At 33.4% G+C, this 24,508-nt stretch carries 11 protein-coding genes and 3 pseudogenes; 2 read left to right on the top strand and 12 right to left on the bottom strand.

Annotation, left to right across the window (positions count from 1 at the left end; translation table 11 throughout):
* Positions 1-31 precede the first annotated feature (31 nt).
* A complete protein-coding gene (locus tag JKF54_RS01040) occupies positions 32-1,177 on the top strand; it encodes an MFS transporter (protein ID WP_211908062.1) in 1,146 nt (381 codons plus the stop codon).
* Between the two features lie 17 nt (positions 1,178-1,194).
* Here the strand turns inward: JKF54_RS01040 and JKF54_RS01035 are convergent, their stop codons facing one another.
* From JKF54_RS01035 to rnhA, 9 genes and pseudogenes are all read right to left on the bottom strand, one after another.
* Complete coding sequence (locus JKF54_RS01035) at positions 1,195-2,502, bottom strand: UDP-glucose dehydrogenase family protein (RefSeq protein WP_211908060.1); 1,308 nt, start codon at positions 2,500-2,502, stop codon at positions 1,195-1,197.
* A 47-nt stretch (positions 2,503-2,549) separates the two neighbouring features.
* Positions 2,550-3,449, bottom strand: coding sequence for a DMT family transporter (locus JKF54_RS01030; RefSeq protein WP_211908059.1), 900 nt, complete (start codon positions 3,447-3,449; stop codon positions 2,550-2,552).
* 456 nt (positions 3,450-3,905) lie between these two features.
* Positions 3,906-4,799, bottom strand: coding sequence for a WO male-killing family protein Wmk (gene wmk, locus JKF54_RS01025; protein WP_211908262.1), 894 nt, complete (start codon positions 4,797-4,799; stop codon positions 3,906-3,908).
* 49 nt (positions 4,800-4,848) lie between these two features.
* A pseudogene (wmk, locus tag JKF54_RS01020) lies at positions 4,849-5,746 on the bottom strand (WO male-killing family protein Wmk).
* Positions 5,747-5,825: 79 nt separating this feature from the next.
* Positions 5,826-6,947, bottom strand: coding sequence for a hypothetical protein (locus JKF54_RS01015; RefSeq protein ID WP_019236553.1), 1,122 nt, complete (start codon positions 6,945-6,947; stop codon positions 5,826-5,828).
* A gap of 106 nt (positions 6,948-7,053) precedes the next feature.
* A complete protein-coding gene (locus JKF54_RS01010) occupies positions 7,054-7,710 on the bottom strand; it encodes a JAB domain-containing protein (RefSeq protein ID WP_211908248.1) in 657 nt (218 codons plus the stop codon).
* Positions 7,711-7,879: 169 nt separating this feature from the next.
* Positions 7,880-8,792: pseudogene (wmk, locus tag JKF54_RS01005) on the bottom strand (WO male-killing family protein Wmk).
* A 68-nt stretch (positions 8,793-8,860) separates the two neighbouring features.
* Positions 8,861-10,651, bottom strand: coding sequence for a DNA mismatch repair endonuclease MutL (mutL, locus tag JKF54_RS01000; RefSeq protein ID WP_211908261.1), 1,791 nt, complete (start codon positions 10,649-10,651; stop codon positions 8,861-8,863).
* An 80-nt stretch (positions 10,652-10,731) separates the two neighbouring features.
* Positions 10,732-11,178: pseudogene (rnhA, locus tag JKF54_RS00995) on the bottom strand (ribonuclease HI); the annotation flags it as partial.
* Positions 11,179-11,559: 381 nt separating this feature from the next.
* Here rnhA and JKF54_RS00990 point away from each other — a divergent pair.
* On the top strand, positions 11,560-12,444 hold the full coding sequence (locus tag JKF54_RS00990) for an Rpn family recombination-promoting nuclease/putative transposase (protein ID WP_211908259.1): 885 nt from the start codon (positions 11,560-11,562) through the stop codon (positions 12,442-12,444).
* Positions 12,445-12,448: 4 nt separating this feature from the next.
* Here JKF54_RS00990 and JKF54_RS00985 read toward each other — a convergent pair whose 3' ends face one another.
* From JKF54_RS00985 to JKF54_RS00975, 3 genes are read right to left on the bottom strand one after another with little or no spacing between them, the layout of a single operon-like run.
* A complete protein-coding gene (locus JKF54_RS00985; RefSeq protein WP_369800776.1) occupies positions 12,449-19,411 on the bottom strand; it encodes an ankyrin repeat domain-containing protein in 6,963 nt (2,320 codons plus the stop codon).
* Positions 19,408-22,476, bottom strand: coding sequence for a hypothetical protein (locus JKF54_RS00980; RefSeq protein ID WP_211908257.1), 3,069 nt, complete (start codon positions 22,474-22,476; stop codon positions 19,408-19,410). The genes JKF54_RS00985 and JKF54_RS00980 overlap by 4 nt, the downstream gene beginning before the upstream one ends.
* Positions 22,397-24,418 carry a Ulp1 family isopeptidase gene (locus JKF54_RS00975; RefSeq protein WP_211908256.1) on the bottom strand — a complete coding sequence of 674 codons (2,022 nt, stop codon included), beginning with the start codon at positions 24,416-24,418 and terminating at the stop codon, positions 22,397-22,399. Before JKF54_RS00975 ends, JKF54_RS00980 begins: the two co-directional genes overlap by 80 nt.
* Positions 24,419-24,508: the final 90 nt, after the last annotated feature.

The raw sequence follows: 24,508 nt of genomic DNA, 5'->3' as shown, positions 1-24,508 counted from the left end.
CTTTCAATATTTACTATTCTTCTGTGGATATATGCTGCTTTATTTATCAAGACAAAGTATACCAATTGCTCTACCACTGTTAATAGATACTGACCATGTAAAATTAAGCTATTTTTTTGCCTGCTTTTCTTTTTTTTATGGAGTATCAAAATTTGTTAATGGAATAATCATGGACTCCAAAAATAATCCATTATTTATGTTTGGGCTATGCAATATTGCAACTGGATTATTAACCATTGGTATAACTTCATCATATAATAATCTAACTTTATTACTGTTAACATTAATATTATTAGCTTGGACACAAGGGTTAGGTTGGCCAGCTATTACCAAGTTTATGGTTACAAACTCTAGCATCTCTTCAATTGCATCATCATGGGGAGTTATGAGCTCATCTCAGCAACTTGGTTCTTGTATTACTTTAATTGTATTACCAAGTATAATTAAAATATATGATGCAAAAAGTGCATTTTTGTACTCTGGTCTCTTATGCTTACTTTTTGGAATTTATACAATATTAAAAGCATATTACAAAGAAAGTGCCAACTTTACTACCTATTATAAGGTGCAGAAATCTCAAATAGGTATCAAGGTAACAAGTTCCATATGGTTTCTATGTTGTGCTACTTTTTGTGCTTATATTATAAAAATGGGAATCTTTTTTTGGTTTCCTATAATTTTAAGGGATAAATTACAAATTTCTCTTGTACAATCCTCACTAATAACAGGCGTATATGATTTAGGTGGAATCCTTGGAACTTTAATCACAGGAAGAATTAGTGATATGTACTTCTTTCAAAATAGAAGCTTGCTGGCATTACTTTACATGTTGGGTATAGCACTCACTTTTATTGCAATGAACTTTGGTCAAAACATAATTCTTATGAACCTTGGTGCAATCTTATCAGGATTCTTTATATTTGGAGTGCAAGTACTGACAGGTGTTATAGCTGTAGAAATTGCTCCACAAAATAATGTGTGTGCAATTGTAAGCTTAACAGGATTATTTCAGTATATTGCAAGTTCAATATTTTCATGCGTGCTCTTAGGAGTACTTGTTAAGCACTGTGGTAACAGTATTATGTTTTCATTTTTTTCCATTTGCTCTGTTGTTGCACTCGTTTGCTTTTCCATACTATCAAGCAAAGATCTAAAAAAACTAAGTAAAGCGGTGTAAAAAAAATTTCTCAACAGTTAAACTTTGTAGATAGATTTTTTACCCAAGGAATAAACATGGTAACCATATCTTAGTAATAGCTCGCTATCTAATAAATTACGGAAATCAAAAATATTAGGTGCAGCCATAATACTCTTTAAACTTGCAAAATCTTGATTTTTAAATTCTTTCCACTCCGTTAATAATAATAAGGCTTCCGCGTCTCTTGCAGCCCCTATAGCATTGTCTGCGTACTCTATATCCTTTAGAACTTGCCTAGCATTATCCATCCCCATTGGATCATATGCAGTAATTTTAGCCTTGTTATTCACTAACAATTTTGCAATATCTATAGCTGGGCTATTTCTTACATCATCAGTACCAGACTTAAAAGTTAGCCCCCATATTGCTATTTTTTTATTTTGGACTCCATTTAATACATATTCTACCTTTTTAGCAATGTTTGTTATATGATTATAGTTAGATTCTTTAACTGAATTTAAAATTTGTAGCTTAACATTGTAGTCTTCAGCAAGCCTTAATAAAGCTGACAAATCCTTAGGAAAACATGATCCTCCAAATCCTGGACCAGCTTTGAGAAATTCCTTACCTATTCTATGGTCCATTCCCATACTGTTAGCTAAAAGGTCAATGTCTGCTCCTAATAGCTCACATAAACCTGCCATCTCATTGATAAAAGCAACCTTTGTTGCTAGAAAGGCATTAGAAGCATATTTAATCATTTCAGCAGTAACTGTATCAGTGACTATTAACGGAATATTCTTATCTATAAATGATCTATATATAACTTCTAGTTTTGCCCTAGCTAGCTTAGTTTTTACTCCTATTATTATCCTATCTGGGTATAAAAAATCTGATACTGCAGAGCCTTGCTTGAGAAACTCTGGATTAACTCCTAAATCAAAGTTATAGCCCTTATTAGATAAATAATTATGTATATTTTCTGCAGTACCAGGAGGAACAGTTGACTTTATCACTATTAAGCAATCTTGATTAACTCTCTCAGAAACTTCACTTACTGCATTATATACATTCTTTAAATTTGCATTTCCTAGGGAGTCTGATGGAGTATCTACAGTTACAAATACTACTTCTGTATTGGGATTTATTTGAGAATACGAATCAAAAAATCTTATCCTTTGTGACTTTATATTATTCTCTAAATAATCTGCTAATCCAGGTTCATATAAGGGAATTTTCCCTGATTTCAAAAGTTCAATCTTCTCAGTATTTATGTCAATGCAATCAACTTTATGGCCCTGCTCCGATAACATTGTACCAGATACTAAGCCTACATACCCTACTCCTATAATAGTTATGTGCATTTTATTATCACCTTAAAAATATAGCTTAGCATCTAAAATAAATACCATTAACAATTATAAACTTTTGTTGTTACATTATTTTTCTTAATTGCCTTACCTTCCGAATAAGCTATAAATAAGGTTGATGGTATTAATATCAAAGTACCATATAAAGCACTTTTATCAGGTAATTCATTAAATATAACGTATGCTACTATTGCAGAAATTATTAGCTCTGTGTATCTATAAGGTGCAAGTGCAGTAGCATCAGTAAGAGCAAAAGCTTTTAACATGAAGAACAGAATTAGGTTTGAACTTATTCCTAAAATCAGCAGTAATACTAACTCCAACAAGGAAGGCATATGCCAATAAAATAACAAAGATGGAGTGGAAAAAATTGTTGTTGTTAGAGCTGAGTAAAATAATATACTTATTATTGTCTCCTTCATTACAAGCTTCTTATTAAGTACATCTAGTATAGCGAAGATTAATGCGGATACAATAAAAATAAGAATTTTAGGATTAAAATCCTCACTATAAGCTTTAGTAGTAATAGCAATACCAATAAAACCAATGACAGCTACTACCCATCTTTGCCAAATTATATTTTCTTCCAGAAAAGGAATTGCAAGAAGCATAACAAATAATGGTATTGAGAAACCTATAATTGTTGCAGTTACTATTGGGCAAATAGTCAACCCATAGGTCCATAAGGTCATTCCACAAAACAACAATGCACCTCTAGTTATTTGAATAGATATTCGACTTGTTTTACAAACTCCTATTCCATAGTAAAATATAAAAGGTATAAGAGTAATAGTGCTAAATAAAAAACGGAAAAAGATTATCTCAAAACTTTGAAGGTGTAAACCGAGACACTTTGATATAGTATCATTAACTACACTACTAAGTAAACTGAGTATAAACCAGGTAACTCCAAGCAAATAAGCTCTTAGTCTGTGATCCATAAAACTCCAAATTTAATATTTTATGAGATAACTTTACTGTACAAAAGATCAATAATAGAAAAGGTTTCTTCTATCTACTGTTTAACCATATTCATAAATATTTAGTAGAAATAATTTGAGAAGTGTTATATAAAATGCAGCTTTATTGCATAATTTTAATAAACAGAAATGCTAACTGATTTTTTTGTAATATATGATAATACTTGCGAATACTATCACATTATCAGGAAAAGTAATCGGGAGTACTGACGGCTGTGGCGATTTTACCAACTAGCTCCTCTGCTAGCATTAGCAATATGTGTTTTCAGCATCAATTTTAAAAGCATTAAATTTGAAGTTTATCAAACAACACGAATTAGCAGCAAAACTTTATGAAAATGCTTCAGTTGAGTTAGCTAAACAAGGATTTAGAATGGTTAATATATTGACTATTTTTACTTGTATCTTAAACACAATTCAATTTTCACACTCATCGGCAGTTAGGCCACTTGCTCGCAAAATAACATCAGTAGAAACACCCGCCTTCACTAGATTTTTCGCAACCTTAATCTTTTCTGTTTTTTTAACTTTCTCTTTGCTATTCTTCATATCCCTAGATAAAAATTTCTTCACTAATTCTTGCTCTTCAGTTTTTCTTAGTAAATTAAGTAGTTCACTATCTTCATTTGTTTTAGGCAGCAGAACTTTAATATTCACTGATAATCCTTCTGCTATTTGATATAATTTGTCAAATGATATGGCAGTGTATCCTATTTCATACTCGTGTATTTCCTTGAGTGTTAAACCAACTTTGTTTGCTAAATCTTTCTGAGTATACCTTTTTATCAATCTCCATTCTCTTATTCTTTGCCCTATTCTGTAGTATATAGAATCAGTGCAGACTCCTTTCTCTGTATTATCATACTCGTAAATAGATAAGCCGGTTGCTTGGGAAATTATGTCAACTGAAACCCCTTCTTTCACTAGATTTTTTGCTATTTCCAACCTTGCCTCTTCTTGATTAATTTTTTCGCTAATATGAACAAACCTGACTAATGAAGGTACTATTTTGCCTAACTTTTGATTCTCGTATATTTTCGTTAGATAGAGTATTTCCTCGTCTTCATAGCTGTCTTCCCTTACTATTACTGGTTCAGGTAATAAATCTATAACGTCAACTGATAATACTCTTGCTATTATATATAGTACTTCAATTGGAATAGGAATATACCCATCTTCATAGCTGTTTACTTCTTGGTATGTTAAACCTATTTGACTTGCTAATCCTATTTGAGTATGCCCTCGCATTAACCTACAATTTTCTATTCTTTGCCCTATTCCGTAACTAACATTGCTTGCAGAAACAAACATTTATCCTCCATTTAAGAAAAAAACTTTATTGCTATAATTTTTTTACGAGCTATCCATCTAAAACCATATCAATAGATAAACCTACCGCTTGCAAAATAGTATCAATAGAAATTCCCCCTTTTACTAGATCCTTTGCAACTTTAATCCTTTCTATCTCTCTCACTTTCTCCTCACAAATACGTATCCCTTCAAACAAAGATTTTATTAGTGCATGACGTAGTTCTTGGCTCTCAATTTCTTTGTATTCTTTAATCAAATTCGGTAGCTCATTTTCCACTTTACTACCTTCATCTTCCTCTGTTAGTAGATCTGTAATACTAATCGATAATGTTTCTGCTATCTCATATAATTTTCCCAGTGGAGTAGCTACGCGTCCTTGTTCATAGTTGCTTATTTCGTCACGTGTTGTACTCATTTTCTCCGCTAAATCCTTTTGAGTATACTCTCTTCCATTCCTTTATCTTTTTGCCTATTTGGTAGTAGATAGAACCAACTTTTTCTTCAACACATTCATCAGCAGACAGACCAATTGTTTTTGCAACAATATCAACAGAAACTCCTGCTTTAACCAGACTCTTTGCAATTTTTATTTTTTCCGATTTTCTACTACTTTTCTCACTAACTTGGACAAATTTGGTTAGCAAACAAAACATCTTACGTAACTCCTGATCGTTAATCTTTTTATATTCTCTTACTAGATTTAATATTTCTTCTTCATCTTCAAGACAGCTTTTTGATACAGGAATAAGATCCGTAATACTGATTGATAGTGCCTCAGTTATAGCATACAACCTTTCAATTGGAACTCTACGATTCCCTTTCTCATATTGCAATATCACCCAGTATTTTACACCAATTTTCTCTGCTAAATCTTTCTGAGTGTACCCTCGCTCTAACCTCCAGCTTTTTAATTTTTCTCCCACTTTATAATCTAGACTTTTTTCCACAAAAAGAACCTTGCATATAATATTTTCTATTATAGCTCAAAGGCTCCAGATATAATAGCCAGACTCTGGAACCTTTAAATTAAAGTGCCCTACAAGTTTCTTTACTATTTTCACGTACTTTGTCTGCCCATGAAAACAATTTTTCACTTACTTCCTTCTGCTTTTCACTCCATATGCCACATCTAGTGAAACTACCTCTTTCTACCGCTTCTTTAAGTTTCACTCCTCCAAAGAGACAGTTTTTTCCTATTTCTTCGCCTCTTTTTTGTAACTCAGCCCACATTTCCTTATTTTCTACTCTCACTTGCACCTGATCTGCCTCTTGGTACAATATAATATTTAGCTTACCAATGCTTGTAGGAAATTCTAACATGATAGAGCTGCCATCTGAAATATCGGTATAGTTTCTTATACCTCCCTTCTCACTTTTAACTTCAACTGCATCATTACCAATTTTTAAGATATTACTTCCTAACTTTCTGTTTGCTTCCAGTATTTTGGCTACCTCTACCTTACTATTCCCAGAAAATTCTATATACGATGTTGTATTATCTATCTCAACATCTATTAATTCTCCTTCTTGCACAGCATTTTCGCCAGCTTCCTCTAGCTCTTCTAGTTGCTTATCTATCTGTGGCTGAACTTCTGGCTGTAGCTCATTATAGATTTCACCTATCAGTTTATTCTGCAGTAGAGTATCATGAAACTCTGCACCACTTAGCATTAATTTACGTATTAGCTTTTTACGATCAGCCTTATCAAATTTATGAAAATGTGTGCCCAGTATCACATATTCCGCGAAGCTCCATTCTCCATCATTACATGCATTTAGCCTTGCTCCAGAAGCTAGTACTTTGTCTATAACTTTGTGCAATTCATTTACGTTTTTTGCCTCTACTATAGAACTCTTAAACCAGCTCAGCTTCTCTGTATTTGGCTTTATTTTTTGCAAAGCTGAGGCAAATGGATTTTTATCTTCTTGATCACTTACAGGTTTTGTGCCATATATATAATCAAGTCCTTTTCCATAGTTGATTTGAACGTTTCTGCTAGGGAAAGGCATTGTATCTTCCAGTTTTATCTCCTTCTGGCTATTAATTTTACTCACAAATTTAGACTGCTCTATATCAACGCTTTCAAGAGCACCAAATATTTTCTTGTGATTAACATTAGTCTTTTTATTCTGATCTTTACTAGTCATATAAACCTCATATTAAAAATACTTTTTAAGTGTACAATAAACTTTGTTATTATACATTATATTACTCATTATAAATTAATATGAGTAGATTTGTAAATACTTTCTGCTATAACAATCCGTTTTCTCTAAAGCTAAAATAACCCCCACTTGTAATGATAATATGATCAAATAATCTAACGCTTACAGTACTACATGCTGCTGCTAAGCTCTTTGTTACTTCTTGATCTTCTTCTGAAGGTTCTAAACTTCCCCCAGGGTGGTTGTGTGACATTATTACTAATGTTGCATTCTTTATTAATGCTTTTCTTGTAATTTCCTTTATGTATACTGGTGCTTTTTCCATTTCACCAATATAGGATTCTTCTCCAATTAGTTGACGCCTTTTATTCAAGTACAGTATTTTTACACATTCCCTTTCTGAGTGGCCTATACTTACGTTTAAGTACTCTACTAGCCCTTGTAAGTCCATTATTGGCTCACTTTTGAGCTTTTCTCTCAGTACCCTTTCTAGTGTTTCCTTAACGCACATAATCATTGCTACTGCAGAATCAGTTACTCCTTCTATGACTTTCAGGTCATCCATTTCTCGACCTAAAATCCTTCCTACTCCTGCATAAGTATTCACCAGATTTTTAGCAATTTCTTGAGCTTGTGGCCTTTCATGTACTGCACTTAAAAATGTTTCCATTATTTCACGATCAAGTAGTGCTTTGCCTTTGCTTTCTAATATTCTGAATTCGATTTCTTCTTTACTTTTATTCATATAATTTACCCTTCACTAACAACAAACTTTTTTTAGATATTTACTGCTGTTTTTTATCAGCATTGGCATAAAGCCATAGCTTTCGAGTGAAGTCAAATCAATTTCTCAATCTTTTTTACTTATTTTTTCATCTAAGAGTAAAGATATTAATATATACTGATTTTTTATTTTAAATCTGTTGAATTTCGCCTAAAGAGAGGCCTATTGTTTTTAAAATAATATTGATAGAAATTCCTCCTTTCACTAAATCCTTTATCTTTTCTGCTCTTTTCACTTTTTCCTCGCAAATTTGTATGCTTTCAAACAGAGATTTTATTAGCGCATAGCGTAATTCTTGACTCTCAATTTTTTTGTATTCTTTTATTAAATCAGGTAGCTCACTTTCTACTATCTCATCTTCCTCTATGAGCAGATCTGTAATGCTAATTGATAATGTTTCTGCTATTGCATATAATTTTTCCAGTGGAATGGCCACACGTCCTTGCTCATAGTTGCTTATTTTATCACGTGTTGTATCCATTTTCTCAGCCAAATCCTTTTGAGTATACTCTCTTCCATTCCTTTATCTTTTTGCCTATTTGGTAGTAGATAGAACCCGTTTTTTCTTCAACACATTCATCAGCAGATAGACCAATTGTTTTTGAAACAGTATCAACAGAAACTCCTGCTTTAACCAGACCCTTTGCAATTTTTACTTTCTCTGCTTTCCTACTACTTCTTTCACTGACTTGGACAAATTTGGTTAGCAAACAAAACATCTTACGTAATTCCTGATCATTAATCTTTTTATATTCTCTTACTAGATTTAATATTTCTTCTCCCTCATCTTCAAGACAGATTTTTTCATTTGATACAGGAATTAGGTCTACAATACCAATCGACAATATCTCTGCTATAGCATACAACTTTTCAATCGAAATTTTTCGTGTTCCTTTTTCATATTGTAGTACTACTTGATACGTTACACTGACTTTCTTCGCTAAATCTTTTTGAGTATACCCCTTTGCTATCCTACAACTTCTTACTTTCTGTCCTACTACTTTATAATATAAAAAATTAGAGTAATTATTCTCTTTTTTCACATTTTATACTCCATAACCAGAAGAGCTGTTACGTATGCTTAATTGGCAACCTTTTTGACAAACTGAACTCATCTCCTTTCAAACAATTTTTCTATATCACTTATTTTCATTTCTATATACGTTGGTCTTTCATGACCAGAATATGGAGTTTTCTCAATTTGTCTTAGTATCTCATTCATCTCTTCCAATTTCATTTTTCTTCCTGCTCCATGGCAAGCGATTGTGGCTGATATTTTATTCACCTTATCCTCTATTGACAACGTATCTTCCATTTCCGTTAACTTATCTACTATATCAACTAGCATCCCTTTTATATCTATTGTTCCCAAGATTGAAGGTATTTCTTTCACCATTATTTTATCTTCTGATTCTATTTCAATACCAAAACCCATTTCAAAAAGCTCATCTTTATAAGTTTCAATCATCCCCATTCCAGCTTGGTTTTTGATTTTAACTGTTTCAGGAAGAAGAAGTTTCTGTCTTTTTATGCTTGTTAAGCACTCGTATATCAATCTCTCGTGGTCTGCATGTTGATCTACTATAATCAGCCTATCTCCAGCCTCAGCAATAATGTAAGTATTGTAGACCTGACAGCGTGCATATCCCAGAGGATAATCCTCTATTAAATCAATTTGCTTCCTTTCTAAAACCATCGTTCCCTTTTGGGATGGAGATTCTCCATATTTAAACGTTTCTGGTAAGCTTTGCCTTCTTTCATCTGGTGCATTGAATTCTTTCATTAGACGATTTTCTAAAAGACTTGGTCTCTTTTCATAAAACTCTTTTTGATTCTTTTTCTCTTTACTATCAACCTGCTCTTGGCTTTTACTATCATTAAAAATTAGCTCCTCTTCAATACCTTGACCACTTGCTGCAAACCTCGTTGATAATGCTTTTATTATCCCTCTTCTCACTGTTTCATATATTAGCCTTTTATTCTGAAATCTTACTTCCGATTTATTTGGATGCACATTTACATCTACTTGATCGTATGGTATCTCTAAGTGCAGCACTGCAAAAGGATACCTCCCACTTAGAATAAAATCTTGATACGCATATCTAATTGCACCAATAAGTAGATTATCTTTTATTGGCCTTCCATTAACAAACGTATAGATCTGAGTTGAATTGCCACGACTAATAGTTGGTTTACAGATGTGTCCCGTAAGTTTGATGCCGTCTTCTTCCTCTTTAACTTCCAGCGAATTGCTCTGAAATTCTTCTTCTGTTTCACATAATCTGTTAAATAATGAAGTTTGCTTAACATATTTTAAGAGCTTTTTATTACCGGAAGTGAGAGTAAACCCAATACTATAGTTAATCATTGCTAAGTTATTTACAATGTCAACAATGCTTTGTGTTTCTGCCCTCTCGGTTTTTAGAAATTTTAATCTATTTGGAGTGGCAAAAAATAAGTCACGAACTTCAATATATGTACCCTGTAGCAAAGAACAAGGTGTAATCTCTCTTATTTTTTCTCCTCCCTCATACCTTATAGACCATGCTTCCTTTGCTCCACTTGCCTTAGACGATAATTTCATTCTGCTTACTGCTGCAATTGAAGGTAAAGCTTCTCCTCTAAACCCAAGGTGCTTGATCTCTATTAACTCACTATCGCTTAATTTTGAAGTAGCGTAGCGCATAAACGCAAGTTCCAAATCTTCCTTTTCTATTCCATTTCCATTATCTGTCACAGTTATAAGATTACGCCCACCACTTTCTATTTTGGTCTCTATCTCTGAACTTCCAGCATCTATTGCATTTTCTACTAATTCCTTTACTACACTCGCTGGCCTCTCTATTACCTCTCCCGCTGCTATACGATTTATAGTTTTTGTGTCTAAAAGAATTATTGCCATAATACTCCACCCAATCTATGAAACTTAGAGTTCCCTCTATTTTTTGGTGATTTCTTGACCTCACAATCTCTATATTTTAGCTTTTTAGATTCCTTTCTAGCAAGTCTATCTGCCTCCTCATTGTACATATTACCGTTGTGAGCTCTAACCCACTTCCAATTAATATCATGCTGCAAAGCAACTTCATCTAGTTCCTGCCATAATTCTCTGTTCTTCACTGGCTTTTTATCGGCTGTCTTCCAACCATTTACCTTCCATTTATTGATCCACTCTGTTATACCTTGTTTAATATACTGACTATCAGTGTGTAAAACAACTTCGCAAGAAACTTTCAACATCTTTAGCCCGTTAATCACAGCCTTTAACTCCATTTTGTTATTCGTTGTGTCTTCTTCACCTCCAGAGATACGTTTCTTGATAAAGACACTTTTATTTTCATACATCACCACGGCTGCCCATCCACCAGGCCCAGGATTTCCGGAACATGCTCCATCTGTATATATTGTAACCTTCTTTTTTTCGCCCATACTTACAGGATATAGATTCAACGTAAATTTGCTACTGAAAATGTTGACATGAAGTTTCAAGATCTTTATCATATACAAGGTGTAGGGAGCCCGTCCTCTCGATGTTAGGTAATCATATTTGAGTCTTTGTACTCGCATTTTTTTGGAGCCTACACCAAAGTGTTTTTGAAACTTTTTATAGCTTATCAGTTCATTTGCTAGGGTTTTAAGGCAGTTATAAAACGATGACTAACACTACATCTAAAGCCTAAAATGTAATTCTCAGGTGATCTTTGACAGATGTTTTTTTTCATCAACACATTCAAAGCTTAGAAAAACAAAAGGGTTGAATATTTCTTCACAATTGTGTATAATAATTAATGCTTTTTATCTTACTTTCTCATGGCTTTTTCTAAATTTCTTGATGCTCGCAATGATTATGCCTTTAAAAGAATATTTGGCACTGAAAAGAATAAAGATATCCTTATTCATTTCTTGAACGATATTTTAGGCTTCACTGGCTTAGCTGCTATTCACGATGTTGAATTCTTGGCTACCATTTTGGACCCTGAAATTGCCGCTAAAAAGCAGAGTATTGTCGATGTTCTTTGTAAAGACTCTCAAGGTTCAAGATATATTATAGAAATGCAGTTCACTAAGACCAAAGGCTTCGAAAAACGTGCTCAATATTATGCTGCTAAAGCCTACTCAAGTCAAGCTGATCAAGGTGATAATTATCATAATCTCAAGGAAATTATCTTCATAGCTGTTGCTGATTGTATTATTTTTCCAGATAAGGCTGAGTACAAATCTAATCATGTCATTTTAGATCAAAATAGCTTTGAACATGACTTAAAGGATTTTTACTTCGTATTCATAGAACTACCAAAATTTACAAAGACAAAAGAAGACCAACTAGAAAATATAGTAGAAAAATGGTGTTACTTTTTTCGATATGCAGCAGAAACAAACGAAGAGGACCTAGATAAAATAGTTGGTAGTGACGTAATAATAAAACGAGCTTATGAAGAGATGAATAAGTTTAATTGGTCAGAAGAAGAGTTACTAGCATATGAACAAATGAAAAAACGCATAATGGATGAGGTAGCTGCTTTAGCTCAAAAATTTGATGAGGGTCTTAAAGTAGGTCACGAAAAAGGTAGACAAGAAGAAAAAATCGAAGTTGCAAAAAACCTACTTAATGCTGGCATTTCTATTGATGTTATTTCCCAGACAACTGGCCTTCCTCAGGCTGACATTACACAACTTAAGGAAGAAACTTTTTAGTCTACTACCTTCTTCCAGCGACTAATTCTCTGGCATTGCCCGCAATTAATACATCATCTAACCTAGTTCTAGGTCCAGATAAACCTAAGCTTTGCGGTTCTTTTATATTATCCATTTTTAGTACGTTATTTTCATTATGTAGCATTTGGTGTATTGATTGATTTAGTGATACATCTAGCTTGTTATTAAATGTAGCCATAAACTTTTCAAATTTCTTCGGACTTAATTTACCAGCTTCTTCATCAGGACATGCTTTCTCTACATACGATTTTAAAATCCCTGAAATTTCATTGAATTTACCACTCATGACTTTTCTAGTAATTTCTTTCTGCATTTCCATATAATCAATATTTAATCGATGCATTGATACACCACTTTTTAATCCAGCTTGCTCTACTACTTTCTCAAATTCCTTTGTAATATTGAGTGCATAGCCCTGTGCTTCTAGTGGGGATATAGACTGATCTACTGTAGAAATATACTTCTGACCTGTAACTTTTCTAATTAATAAATCAAGTAACATTATTGTACCATTAAAATCAACATGTGATAGATAGTGATCTCCCATTTCTAGTATTATATTTCCGCTACTAGGTTTAAATTTAACAGGTGTTTGCCTTTCACGCATTTGTTTTATATTTGCATTTACATAATCAATGTTGTCTCGAAAGAAACCTCCATTTTCTTGTTTTTTATCTGTACCATCAGATGGTAGTGTGGTACTTGTTGAACTACTATTACTTACCGAAGCTTTGGCAAATTGCTCATCAACTTGTGGTATTGAACTTGCAGTATTTGATGCTTCCTCAGATAAAGCAGCTCTAAACCCACCTACAGAACTTTTCACCCAACTAAACAAATCATTTATCCATGAAGATGGTCTTGTACCACTACTTGCTGTTATCTCAGGTTGATCACTTGAATCTATAGCAAGAGGTTTTCTTGACATATGATGATGATTGTGATCTCCATGGTGATGACGGCGTTTACGTTGTACAGGCTTTTCTCTTTCTTGATTAAGTTTTTCTAAGCACTGCACAACATCACTACATTCTTCATTTTTACTATGTTCTCTAAGTTTTTCTTTAGCAATATCTAGTGGTGTCTTACCATCCCTTTCAGTATCGATATTAGCCCCTCGACTGATAAGCTCTCTAACTTTAGGGAGATTTTCTTCTCTTACAGCAGTAAATAACTTCCTGTTTAATTGTTCATGTTCTAAAATTCTCACTATACGACCTTGTTGGCCAAGCAATAATGCATTATTGAGAGATCCTTGATTCTCTTCAAGAGTGTTCTTTGTATTAATAGCAATATCTAGCGGCGTCTTACCATTCTTGTTTTTAGTATCAATATTAGCTCCTCGACTGATAAGCTTTTCAACTCTAGAAAAATCATATTCTCTTACAGCAGTAAACAACTCTTTGCCTAATTGTTCTTGTTCTAAAATCTTGACTATATCTGTGTAACCTTTTTGAGTAGCTAAGTCTAAAGGTGTTTGGCCGTAAGTATCTTTAACCTCAATGTCAGCACCTCTACCAAGAAGAAGTTTAACTGTACTTGGCTTATTTCCTTGTACAGCTACATGTAAAGGTGTCCAACCATTATTAGTTCTATCGTTAATGTTATTAGCATCACTATCTAAAAAAGACTCAACTATTTCAGATTTATCATTATTTTGGGCAGCCAAATGTAAAGGTGTATCACCATATCTATCTTTAGCTCTAATGTTAATATTGCTATCAAGAAAAAATTTAACTACATCAAACTTACCGTAAGCAGAAGCAAAGTGTAAAGGGGTCCAACCATACATGTCTTTAGCCTTAATGTTAGCACCTCTATTAAGAAAAAACTGGACCATGTCCAGATTACCTTCTTGAGCAGCAAAATGCAAAGGTGTTTTACCATCCTTATCTTGAGCATCAATGTTAGCAGCGTCCAAGCTAGCACCTCGGCTTACAAGATCTTTAACTTTTTCAAAATCACCATCTTGTACTGCAGTCAACAATTGTTTATTTAGCCGTAATTCTGCTTGTTGTAAATACTCTACAACATTATCATATTGGTGACCTTTAGCCACATCTAGCGGGTTTCTACCATCCTTATCTTTAGCACTGATATCAGCTCCTTTACCTATAAGATACTCTACTACATCCAGACGACCATTCCAAGAAGCCCAGTACAGCGGTGTCCTGCCATCTTTGTCAGTATCATTAACACTCACTCCCTTACTAATAAGAAACTCTATAATGTTTTTACTATTATTCTCAGCGGCAACATGTATAGGTTTTTCACCAATAGTAGAAGTATCTGCAGCATTGATATTAGCTCCTTTTTCTATCAAGAATTTTGCAACCTCTAATTGATCAAACTTAGCAGCATAGTGTAAAGGTGCCCAACCATTTTTATCAGCCTCATCAACGTTTACCCCCTTGCTGATAAGAAACTCTATAATACTTTTACTATTATTTTCAGCAGCAACATGTATAGGTTTTTTACCAGCAGTAGAGGCGTCTGCAGTATTGATACTAGCTCCCTTATCAACGAGAAGCTCAGCAATCTCTAAACGTCCTCTCCATGCAGCATAGTGCAGTGGTGTATAACCTTGCTTGTCAGTATCATTAATACTCACGCCTTTGCTGAGAAGAAACCCTATGATATCTTTACTATTGTTCTCAATAGCAACATGCACAGGCTTTTTACCATAAGGGCCTTTATCTGCAGCATTAATATCAGCGCCTTTCTTTACCAAAAACTCTGCAACTTCTAAATGACCTTTGTATGCAGCCCAATGTAGTGGTGTCCAGCTGTACTTATCTCTAGTATTAACACTAGCATTTCGACTAATAAGACTCTTCACTTTATTGAGATCGCCATTTTGTACTGCAGTCAGCAATTCTTTATCTAAATCTGACTGTACTTGTTCTATTATTTGTATTATATCTGTATAACCTTCTTGCACAGCCAAATCCAAAGGTGTTTTACCATCCTTGTCTTTAGCGTTAATATTAGCACCTTTATTGAGAAGAAGTTTGACTGTACTTGGTTTATTTCCTTGTATAGCTAAATGTAAAGGTGTTGAACCGTTATTATTTACATCATTAATACCACTAAGATCTCTGTTCAAAATAAATTCAATTACTTCAAGTGTACTATCATGTTGAGCAGCTACATGCAAAGGTGTTTCACCATCTTTATTTTTAACCTTTAAGCTAGCTCCCTCTTCGACAAGATATTCTACTACTTTCACATGACCATTATTACAAGCGTTATGTAAAGGAGTATTATCACTATTATCTTTCGCTTCTAAACTAGCACCTTGGCTAACAAGAGCCTTGACTCTATTAAGATCATCACCGTTTACTACAGCCAACAATTCTTTATTTAAACCTGACTGTGCTTTTTTCAAAAATTCTTTTATATTTTCTTTAACAGCCAAGTCTAAAGGTGTGTTACCATCTTTATTTTTAGCCTTTAAGCTAGCTCCCTTTTCGATAAGATATTCTACTACTTTTAAATGACCATTTTGAGAAGCATAATGTAAAAGAGTGTTACCATTGCTATCTTTCACCTCCAAGCTAGCACCATGGCTAACAAGATCATCAACTTTATTAGGATCACCATTTTTCACCGCAGACAACAATTCTTCATCTAATCCTGATTGTATCTGCTTTATCATTTCTACTATATTTATGTAACCCTTGTGATCAGCCAACTCTAAAGGTGTTTTATTGTCTTTATTTTTAGCCTTTAAACTAGCTCCCTTTTCGATAAGATATTTTGCTACGTTAAAGTGACCATTATTACAAGCATTATGTAGAGGAGTATTATCATTATTATCTTTAGCTTCTAAATTAGCACCTTGAGCAATAAGATCTTTTACTTTATCAAGATTACCATCCCTTGCATTAATTAATAACCCTTGATCCAACTCCGCCTTCTTCAAAATTTCTATCATATCTCCTTTAGTAGCTAAGTCTAAAGGTGTTTTATTATTCTCATCTTTAGCATTGACACTAGCGCCTCTATCAAGAAGAAGTTTTACTACGTTCAACCTTCCTGCTTCAACAGCAAGATGTAGAGGTTTTCTATTATGGTCGTCTTGAGACTCTATGTCAGCACCTTCATCAAGAAGAAATTGAGCTATATCCAGATTACCCTCTTGAGCAGCAAAATGTAAAGGCGTTCCCTGATACGTTATCTCATTATTAAATTTTGCACCGTTACTAACAAGAAGCTTGACCACACCCCATTTACCTGACTGAGCAGCATAAAGTATCGGTGTCCAATCACGCCCGTCTTGAACTTCGATACTTGCACCTCTGTCAAGAAGGAATTGAACCATATCCAAATTATTTCCTGATGCAGCAAAGTGTAAAAGTGTTTTACCTTCCTTGTCTTGAGCATCAATATTAGCTCCTCTATCAAGAAGAAGTTCTACCACGCTCCATTTACCTGATTGAGTAGCAAGAAATATTGGTGTGTACCCAAATTTATCTTGAACTTCAATATTAGCACCTCTATCAAGAAGAAGTTTAACCTTATCAAATTCACCCGCCTCGGAAGCAAGATGCAACAGTGTTCTGTCAAGTTTACCTTGAGCATTTATGTCTCCACTGTTTGGAACCTCTAAATGTATAGAACTCTCTTGTGAATTAACAATAGAACTCACATTATTTAATTTATCAATACTATCTGAATTATGTATTTTATCTACTTCATTACTTAATAATATCTCTTTGTCAGTAAATTTTATAGATAATGTTTTCATTTCAGGTTCTTTATAGAAATCTCTAAAATATATAATACACAACTCATTTGCTTCTATGCCAGCATTAAAGGCATTGGTAACTATCAAGTCATATTTATCATGAAGGTAGGTATACCGCCCTGCTTTTTTAGATATAATTAGTTTACTATTTTCTTCTATGTCTTGAGGTCTTACTACAATAATTTTCTCATCAGAAATAAAGAACGAAGACTTTAAACCTAAACTATCATCGATTTCCATCGGTGCATTATCAAAAATAATTTGTAATTTTTTATACCACTTATTTACAAGGGCATCTTTCAACCTAACTGTTATTACATCTTGCTGCAAGCCGGTAGCTGATATAGATAACTTAATTAATAAATCACTTTTGCCTTTAATAACTGTTGGTATCGGTTTTATACTCAAATCCCTATTTATCTGCTGCACCAACTGATGTAGGTCTAATGTACTTCTTAAACTTTTCTTTCCATTGACATCATCATTAATCACTACTTCTTGAATAGGGAAGTTTTCAATATCAAGTGTTTCATAACCTGAAGTAATTGCACATACATCGTTTCCGCTTAGAACAATATTTCTTCTCTCACTTGCATTGAGTTCATTACATACATCTCTCCTCATAGAATCCGCAGCATTGCTTCTCCCTCTATTATTTAAATAACTATCTAAATATAACTTATTTTTTGACTGATTTAAAAAGGTATGCCTTTCAACATCTTCCACTATAGCAGATATTCTACTTGCTATTTGCTGACTATTTTCTTCAGTTAATATTAACTGATAGTCCACTGCAGTTTGATTATAACCATTTAATTCTCGTATGCTACGTCTCTTGCGAGTAGATCCACAATTTTCAATTTTCCACTTAAATTGACCACCCTCTTCATTTGAAGGCCAGGTAAACACATACCGCCTGTTATTGTCAACTTGGAAAGTAGAAGCACTATTAGGTGAATATAAGTACCTTCCATACTCAACATTCTTGAGATACACATTATCACCATTAGGCTCAACCTTCCACTTAAATTTATCACTATTGCTATTTGAAGGCCAGGTAAACGCATACCGCCTACCCCTGTCACAATCGTTTAAGTGGTATGTACAATCATCATTAGGCGAATACAAATACCTTCCATACTCAACATTCTTTAAATACACATTATCGCCATTGAGCTCAACCTTCCACTTAAATTGATCACTATTTCCATTTGAAGGCCAAGTGAACACATACCGCCTATCCCTGTCACACTTGTTTAAGTGGTACATGCAATCATTATTAGGTGAGTACAAGTACCTTCCATACTCAACATTTTTAATACATATCTCTGAAGAAAATACTGCATTTCTCACTGATTCTGGTAATTTGTTTTTTAGCTTTTCAAGATCAGATTTCTCTTCTGAATTGACGCTAGGCGTTGTCATGGTCTCTCTAATAGAGTAAGCTAATTTGAACATTGCACCATCATTCTTTGGTATTTTGTCAAACGCAGCTATATAACCTGGAATAAACTGACCAATATAATGGTGACTGCGTATAAACCTTAATATTCCTTCTATACCTACACCCGCGTATGTGTCATTTACAGCTTCTTTAATTGCTTCATTAAACAACCTTTCATCGAAATTATAAACCTTATCTATGAGTTCAATAGTCGAAGCACTACGACTATGCAGTATACCCTCCTTTAGCACCTTTTTGGCTGCACTTTTTATTGAATCTCTTAAACTACTTATACAAGACTCTACCAATCTTTTTGCATTAGATGGAATATTTGCTTGGTTAACAACTTCCTTCTTTAAAAATCCAACCTGTTTTATCATTTTAGATGCGTCATTACTTTTAGTCTTGATCCTGTTACAAAGAAGTTCAATTACACCTGAGTCATTATTGTAAGCAGCTAAGTACAGAGGTGTTCTACCATCGTTGTTTTTAGCCTCGATATCAGCACCTCTATCAAGAAGAAGATTAATTATATTTTGCTTGGCTTCTTCAACAGCCAAATGCAGGGGTGTCTGACCCTCCTTACTTCTAATTTCAATGTTAGCACCTTTATCTACAAGAAAACTAACCATATCAAAGTTGCTGTAATGAACAGCATAGTGTAAAAGTGCCCAATTATCATCGTTGCAACTAGTTAAGGCATTAATGTCACCTTTCTTCTCTAAAAATGATTTAAATACACTTTTGCTTATTTCACATTACCGTTGTAAACAGCATAATTCAAAGCTGTCCAGTTCTGTGAACACTGATTTTTATGTTCAACATCAGCAGTACTTTTTTTAGCAGCTTTATCAAGAAGGGTTTTAACTTCATCCCATTTACCTTCATAAACTGCTGTGCTTACCAATGGTTTTAATACCCCCAATCCTGAAGTTATCATCCGCTTATTGCACTGATCTATTATGTCTGAATCATAACCATTCAGCAAAAGATCATTTTCTAACTTTTCAAGCAATGTTAAAATCTGATTACTACTTGGCGTTTTATTTTTTAATTCCTCAATTTGTTCTAAATTACAGGAACTTTCTGTAAAGCTAACCCGGTCTTGCAGTGAAGGAAAACCAAGACATTGATGTGCTGGGTCTCTATTTTCTCTTTCAAAATCGTCAACTGATATTAAACATTTAAAGTCATTTTCTACTTTAGGAGTATATTTACTTCTATTTTGGTAATTTTCTGAAGCTTTATCAATTAAAGCTTGTATTTTTCTGACCTCAGATAAACTAAACCTATCTAATCTACGGAGCGTTATTGGTTCTAAACCTAGATCAAACTCCAACGTAGAAATTCTATAAGATTCAGAATTATTCCAATTGTTCATGTTGATCGTATGATTAGACTTCTTATCACGAAATATTAGATCTGTACCACTACTAGAAACTTCAACCTGATCCGGAGTAATATTTTTTAGTACCATTACTCCTATTCGTTCCTCATCTTGTCCTACAGAAATAGAGATATTTTTTTCTAATTTTTGATTGTGCTGAATGATACTAGTAGAATCACTAAAGTCTTCAATATATTCTTTTACAATTCTTTCATAATCACCTCTAAGTTTATCCTTATACTCCACTACATTATCAACATTTTCTAATAAGCCAGAAGATAGGAAAAGGTCATTATTATTCCATAAAGAATAAGAAATATTTTTCCATTTATTTCGGTTAGTATAAAACCCTTCTATTCTAATAATAAAAGGAATTTCACTTTCTCTTATTAATAAGAGGTCATCTTTATCTTTATATTTTTCAATATCTTCAAGACGGGAATCTATCACTACATGATCATCTTGAAAATCTTTAGGTAACACAAACATGTTTTGAGCTTGTATAGAGTGGAAAAAAGGAACTAATTTACCCTTTCCCGAAGAAGAGGGAGAACAAAACATTGATTGTATATTGGGGATAAAAGTTTCTCCTTTTTTGTTCATAACTATAAGATGCCTATAATTAGGATCTTGAAAGTAATTTTTCACTCGAATGTTACTATTATTGTATTTTAAATACAGATCACATTGCTGGATTGAAAAATCTTTCTCAACTGCCGACATAAATAGTGTATCTAGTTTTTTATCACTTGAGTTATTATCAATTTTAACTTCTCTACTATTTATATCATTGCTAATAAAATACACATCACTTCCTCCTCCTCCCCTAGCAAACATAGTTCCTTGATCGAAGTTTATTACATCATCTTCCAGAGAACCAAAAACCATATGTGGAACTGTACTATTATCCTGATTTTGTACTTTATCTCTAATAACACCAAAGACTTTATAACTCTTATGATTATTTAGAATTTTTTTGTAATGATTTTCAACATTGTCAAAATTATCTAGGGAATGTTCTGAATGTAATTCAAATGAAGTAATTTTTATAGTTGATGAGTCTGATCTTTCAATCTTAGGAACAATATTACTACCATTTTTGTCTATTAGTGCAAAGTGAGGTTTATTACTGCTTTGCTCGACATAATTTTTTACATCAAGAGTAATTTGATTGTTTTTACCAAAATTTATTTTTAAAGATAAAGTATTACTATTTGTAGAGTAAGTTATTTGATCACAATCACCTAATAAATCGATTTCCGGAAAAATTATAGTTCCTGTTCCATCTACATCAATTTCTGAATATAAACCCTTACCTTTGTAGTCTGCAGCTTTTACGTAAAAAGTATAATTGCTCTTTCCACCCTTGACTGTAGTATACGGCGAAATAATTACTTTTTTACAATTTTCAACTACATCTTTCCTATTTTTATCAAGACCACCGCCACTATCTATTATAACCTCACGATCATCGGTTCCTATAAAGTGCTCAGAGTAACCCATGCACAAAATCTCATCCACCTTGTTCTTTCTTCCAACATAGTAATAATTAAAGATGCCATTATTATCAATTTGATCATTGATTAACCAACGACCATTTACTCTTGCCTTTAATGACCCAGAGGCATTAGGCTTAAAACGATAGTTAACGTTCATTCCTATAACTGGATCTTTCAATTGACTTAAATCAATTATATTAACAGAGTTACCTCCACCAATAATTTTACCTGAAAAGCCAATGTTATTTACAATAAACCTATTTACTACATTATTACCACCAGTTATTCTTGTTGCACCTGGATAAATTAGAAAATTATTGTTCCATTCGTTGCTTCCAATAATGACACCATTATCTACATTCTGTAGATCATAGACAATTGTTTTGCCATTTTGCTTTACACCTACTCTACCATCGTGACTAATAACCATTGCATTATCACAGTAGTATAAAGGCGGTTGAACTGAATTTGTAATACCTTTTTCATAATCTTGCCTAGTAATCTTTGGCAAACAAATCCTGCTAGCACCCGGTATACGATCAGGTATAACACGTGAAAGATCTTCGGTATTAGTGTCTTCCTTATCCATCAGAATTTTTGCATAATCTGGACGAAGGGTATTACCGCTTACTTTTTCAAGACCAATACCATAAGCAACAACATTACTAGGGTCATTATTTAAAGCTTTCCAAGCTCCTTTAGCTAGACTATTAACCATTTCCTTTCTTGCTGCAAGATGTTGCACATCTAGTGGTACAGGTTGAAAAGCAAATGTATGCCAAAAAATACGCCAATTTTCATCATGGGTCGTATCATACTTTTTCTCGTACTCCACGATATTGCTGACACCACTATAAATTCCATAACCTACCATGAGCCCAAACCCAACTGCAATACCAACCCGGCATACTTGCTGCTGTAAGAGCAACACCAGAAACAAATGATACACTAGAAAAGGATATAGATGCTATATTATCTCTTATCTCCTTTTCTCCACATGGATTATCACTATCCTCTCTTTTTTTACAATCAACAAGATTACTTGCTGACATACCTATATCAACAATATCAAAAACACCAGCTATAGCTCCTGCCGTACCTTTTGCTATTGTACTTCCAAACTTTACACCTGCAATCCGAATAGCAAATTTTGTCTGTTTACCCAGAGTGCCTGATACAATTTTTCCTGCAACCTTTTCAGCTGATGCTACAACTTTTGGAGTAATTTTAACCATTACATTCTCAATTAGTTGAGATGCAAAAGACCATCCTATCCCACCTAAATTTAATCCACAATCTATTGCTGTTCCATCTTTACAAGATACAATAGCTCCATGAATTCCTCTTATTAATTGTATTCCACCTGCAGCGTTCATTAACCTGCTTTTCAACTTTGAGCTTTTTGTTGTACTACCAGTTTGCTGTGAAATGTCACCGTGCAAATTCTTAACACGTTCATTCTGAATATAACGTTCATATCCTTGATCTTCAGTTACCTTATCAAGTAAGTACTTATGATCCCCTTCAATACTTTTGTCCCCAACAAACTCTATTAACTGAGCATTTTTCGCTTCATCTTGACTACTTTTAACATAAGTTAGGAACTTTTCACTATCAACTATAATCTTATCTATATTATTTTCATCTACCCTTCCCTTAATAAACTTTTTTACATCATCCAATGAAAATAAACAAGGATTAATACTTCTTCTTTTTCTACTACCTTGTTTTACACAATTATTTAGGTCAAATTTCTTTCTAGGTGCTTGTGTTTCAGCAAGTACAGCCTCTAGATTAGCTATACGTTGTGGATCTATACTTAATTTGTCTGAAACATTTTCTCTCGTGCGTATAAAATAAGCTTCATCTCTTCCTTGAACTTGCAAACGGTTACGTATTTCATCAGGAATATTACTTCTACTTCCTTGCAACACAGCATTAATACCTCTAGCGTTTTCTAACGCCCATAAGCCACAATTATAACCATCTCTTTGTTGAGTAACAGGAACATCATGAACGTTAATTTGAGCCTGTTGTAAAACTTGACGAATATTATCTGGAACACTATTACCCAACGAGTCTACATAGTATCCATTATACTGCCCATTTTGATAGGCAACGACCAACGTAACCCAGTGATTATTATCTAAATTAACAATTAAAGTTAATGGCCTTCTTTCACCTCTTGTTGTTACGCTATCTTGAAACTGTTGCAATTGATTAACTATGTGTTCTGATGATCCCACTACTTCAAATAATGTATCAGCTCCATAACCGTATTCTATTCTTGCAATATCAGCTATATCATGTTGTTGAAGCCAATAATGATAATCTTTTTCTGCTGTTGCAGATTCTAATGTACGTAAATTCTCCTCTTGTATACCAATATTTTTGAGTCTCTGAGTTACCTCTTGTATTTCTTCTAAATGTTTTCTCTTAGCTATATCAATAGAACTATGAACTACTATAGCAGGAACAAACTCATCACTCGTTAATATTAAAGAATTTTTATCTTTAGCCTTCATATTAACAACCACACCCATGAAAATTCTTGTACTTTTTTGTAATTTAACTTCAAGCTTTTTAATTTTCCCTTCTAGGGTTTGCATTTCTCTGGTAAGTTCACTTACTTCTTCGTAATACTCTTCTACTCTTTTCTTATAGTGTTTTTGTAACTCTACATTTTTTTTAAGATCAAAATTTTCCTGTTGTAGATTTTCTATTTTGCTTTCTAAACTATCTATTACTTGATTTTCTTCACTGCTAATCTCAAATACCTCTTCAGGAAAATGTGCAAATTTACAAGATGAAATGCCTTCAAGGACGTTACTACCAAATAAATTATATTGTACTACCTGCTTCGAACTAAACATACCTATACCCCCTACTAAAATAAACAAGTAATATATTGTATGCGCTATATATCATAAATACAATCGGTTTGAATATAATCTATTTACTAA

The sequence above is a fragment of the Wolbachia endosymbiont of Spodoptera picta genome (assembly GCF_018141665.1).
Classification (GTDB): Bacteria; Pseudomonadota; Alphaproteobacteria; order Rickettsiales; family Anaplasmataceae; genus Wolbachia.
The sequence above is the reverse complement of the archived record's forward strand: the minus strand, read 5'-3'. Positions and strand labels throughout refer to the sequence as shown.

What these genes read in the sequence shown, in the direction of transcription:
- JKF54_RS01040 (WP_211908062.1), top strand. Translation starts at nt 32, where the DNA reads ATGCTGCTTTATTTATCAAGACAAAGTATACCAATTGCTCTACCACTG.
- JKF54_RS01035 (WP_211908060.1), bottom strand. Translation starts at nt 2,502, where the DNA reads ATGCACATAACTATTATAGGAGTAGGGTATGTAGGCTTAGTATCTGGT.
- JKF54_RS01030 (WP_211908059.1), bottom strand. Translation starts at nt 3,449, where the DNA reads ATGGATCACAGACTAAGAGCTTATTTGCTTGGAGTTACCTGGTTTATA.
- wmk (WP_211908262.1), bottom strand. Translation starts at nt 4,799, where the DNA reads ATGTTTGTTTCTGCAAGCAATGTTAGTTACGGAATAGGGCAAAGAATA.
- JKF54_RS01015 (WP_019236553.1), bottom strand. Translation starts at nt 6,947, where the DNA reads ATGACTAGTAAAGATCAGAATAAAAAGACTAATGTTAATCACAAGAAA.
- JKF54_RS01010 (WP_211908248.1), bottom strand. Translation starts at nt 7,710, where the DNA reads ATGAATAAAAGTAAAGAAGAAATCGAATTCAGAATATTAGAAAGCAAA.
- mutL (WP_211908261.1), bottom strand. Translation starts at nt 10,651, where the DNA reads ATGGCAATAATTCTTTTAGACACAAAAACTATAAATCGTATAGCAGCG.
- JKF54_RS00990 (WP_211908259.1), top strand. Translation starts at nt 11,560, where the DNA reads ATGGCTTTTTCTAAATTTCTTGATGCTCGCAATGATTATGCCTTTAAA.
- JKF54_RS00975 (WP_211908256.1), bottom strand. Translation starts at nt 24,418, where the DNA reads ATGTTTAGTTCGAAGCAGGTAGTACAATATAATTTATTTGGTAGTAAC.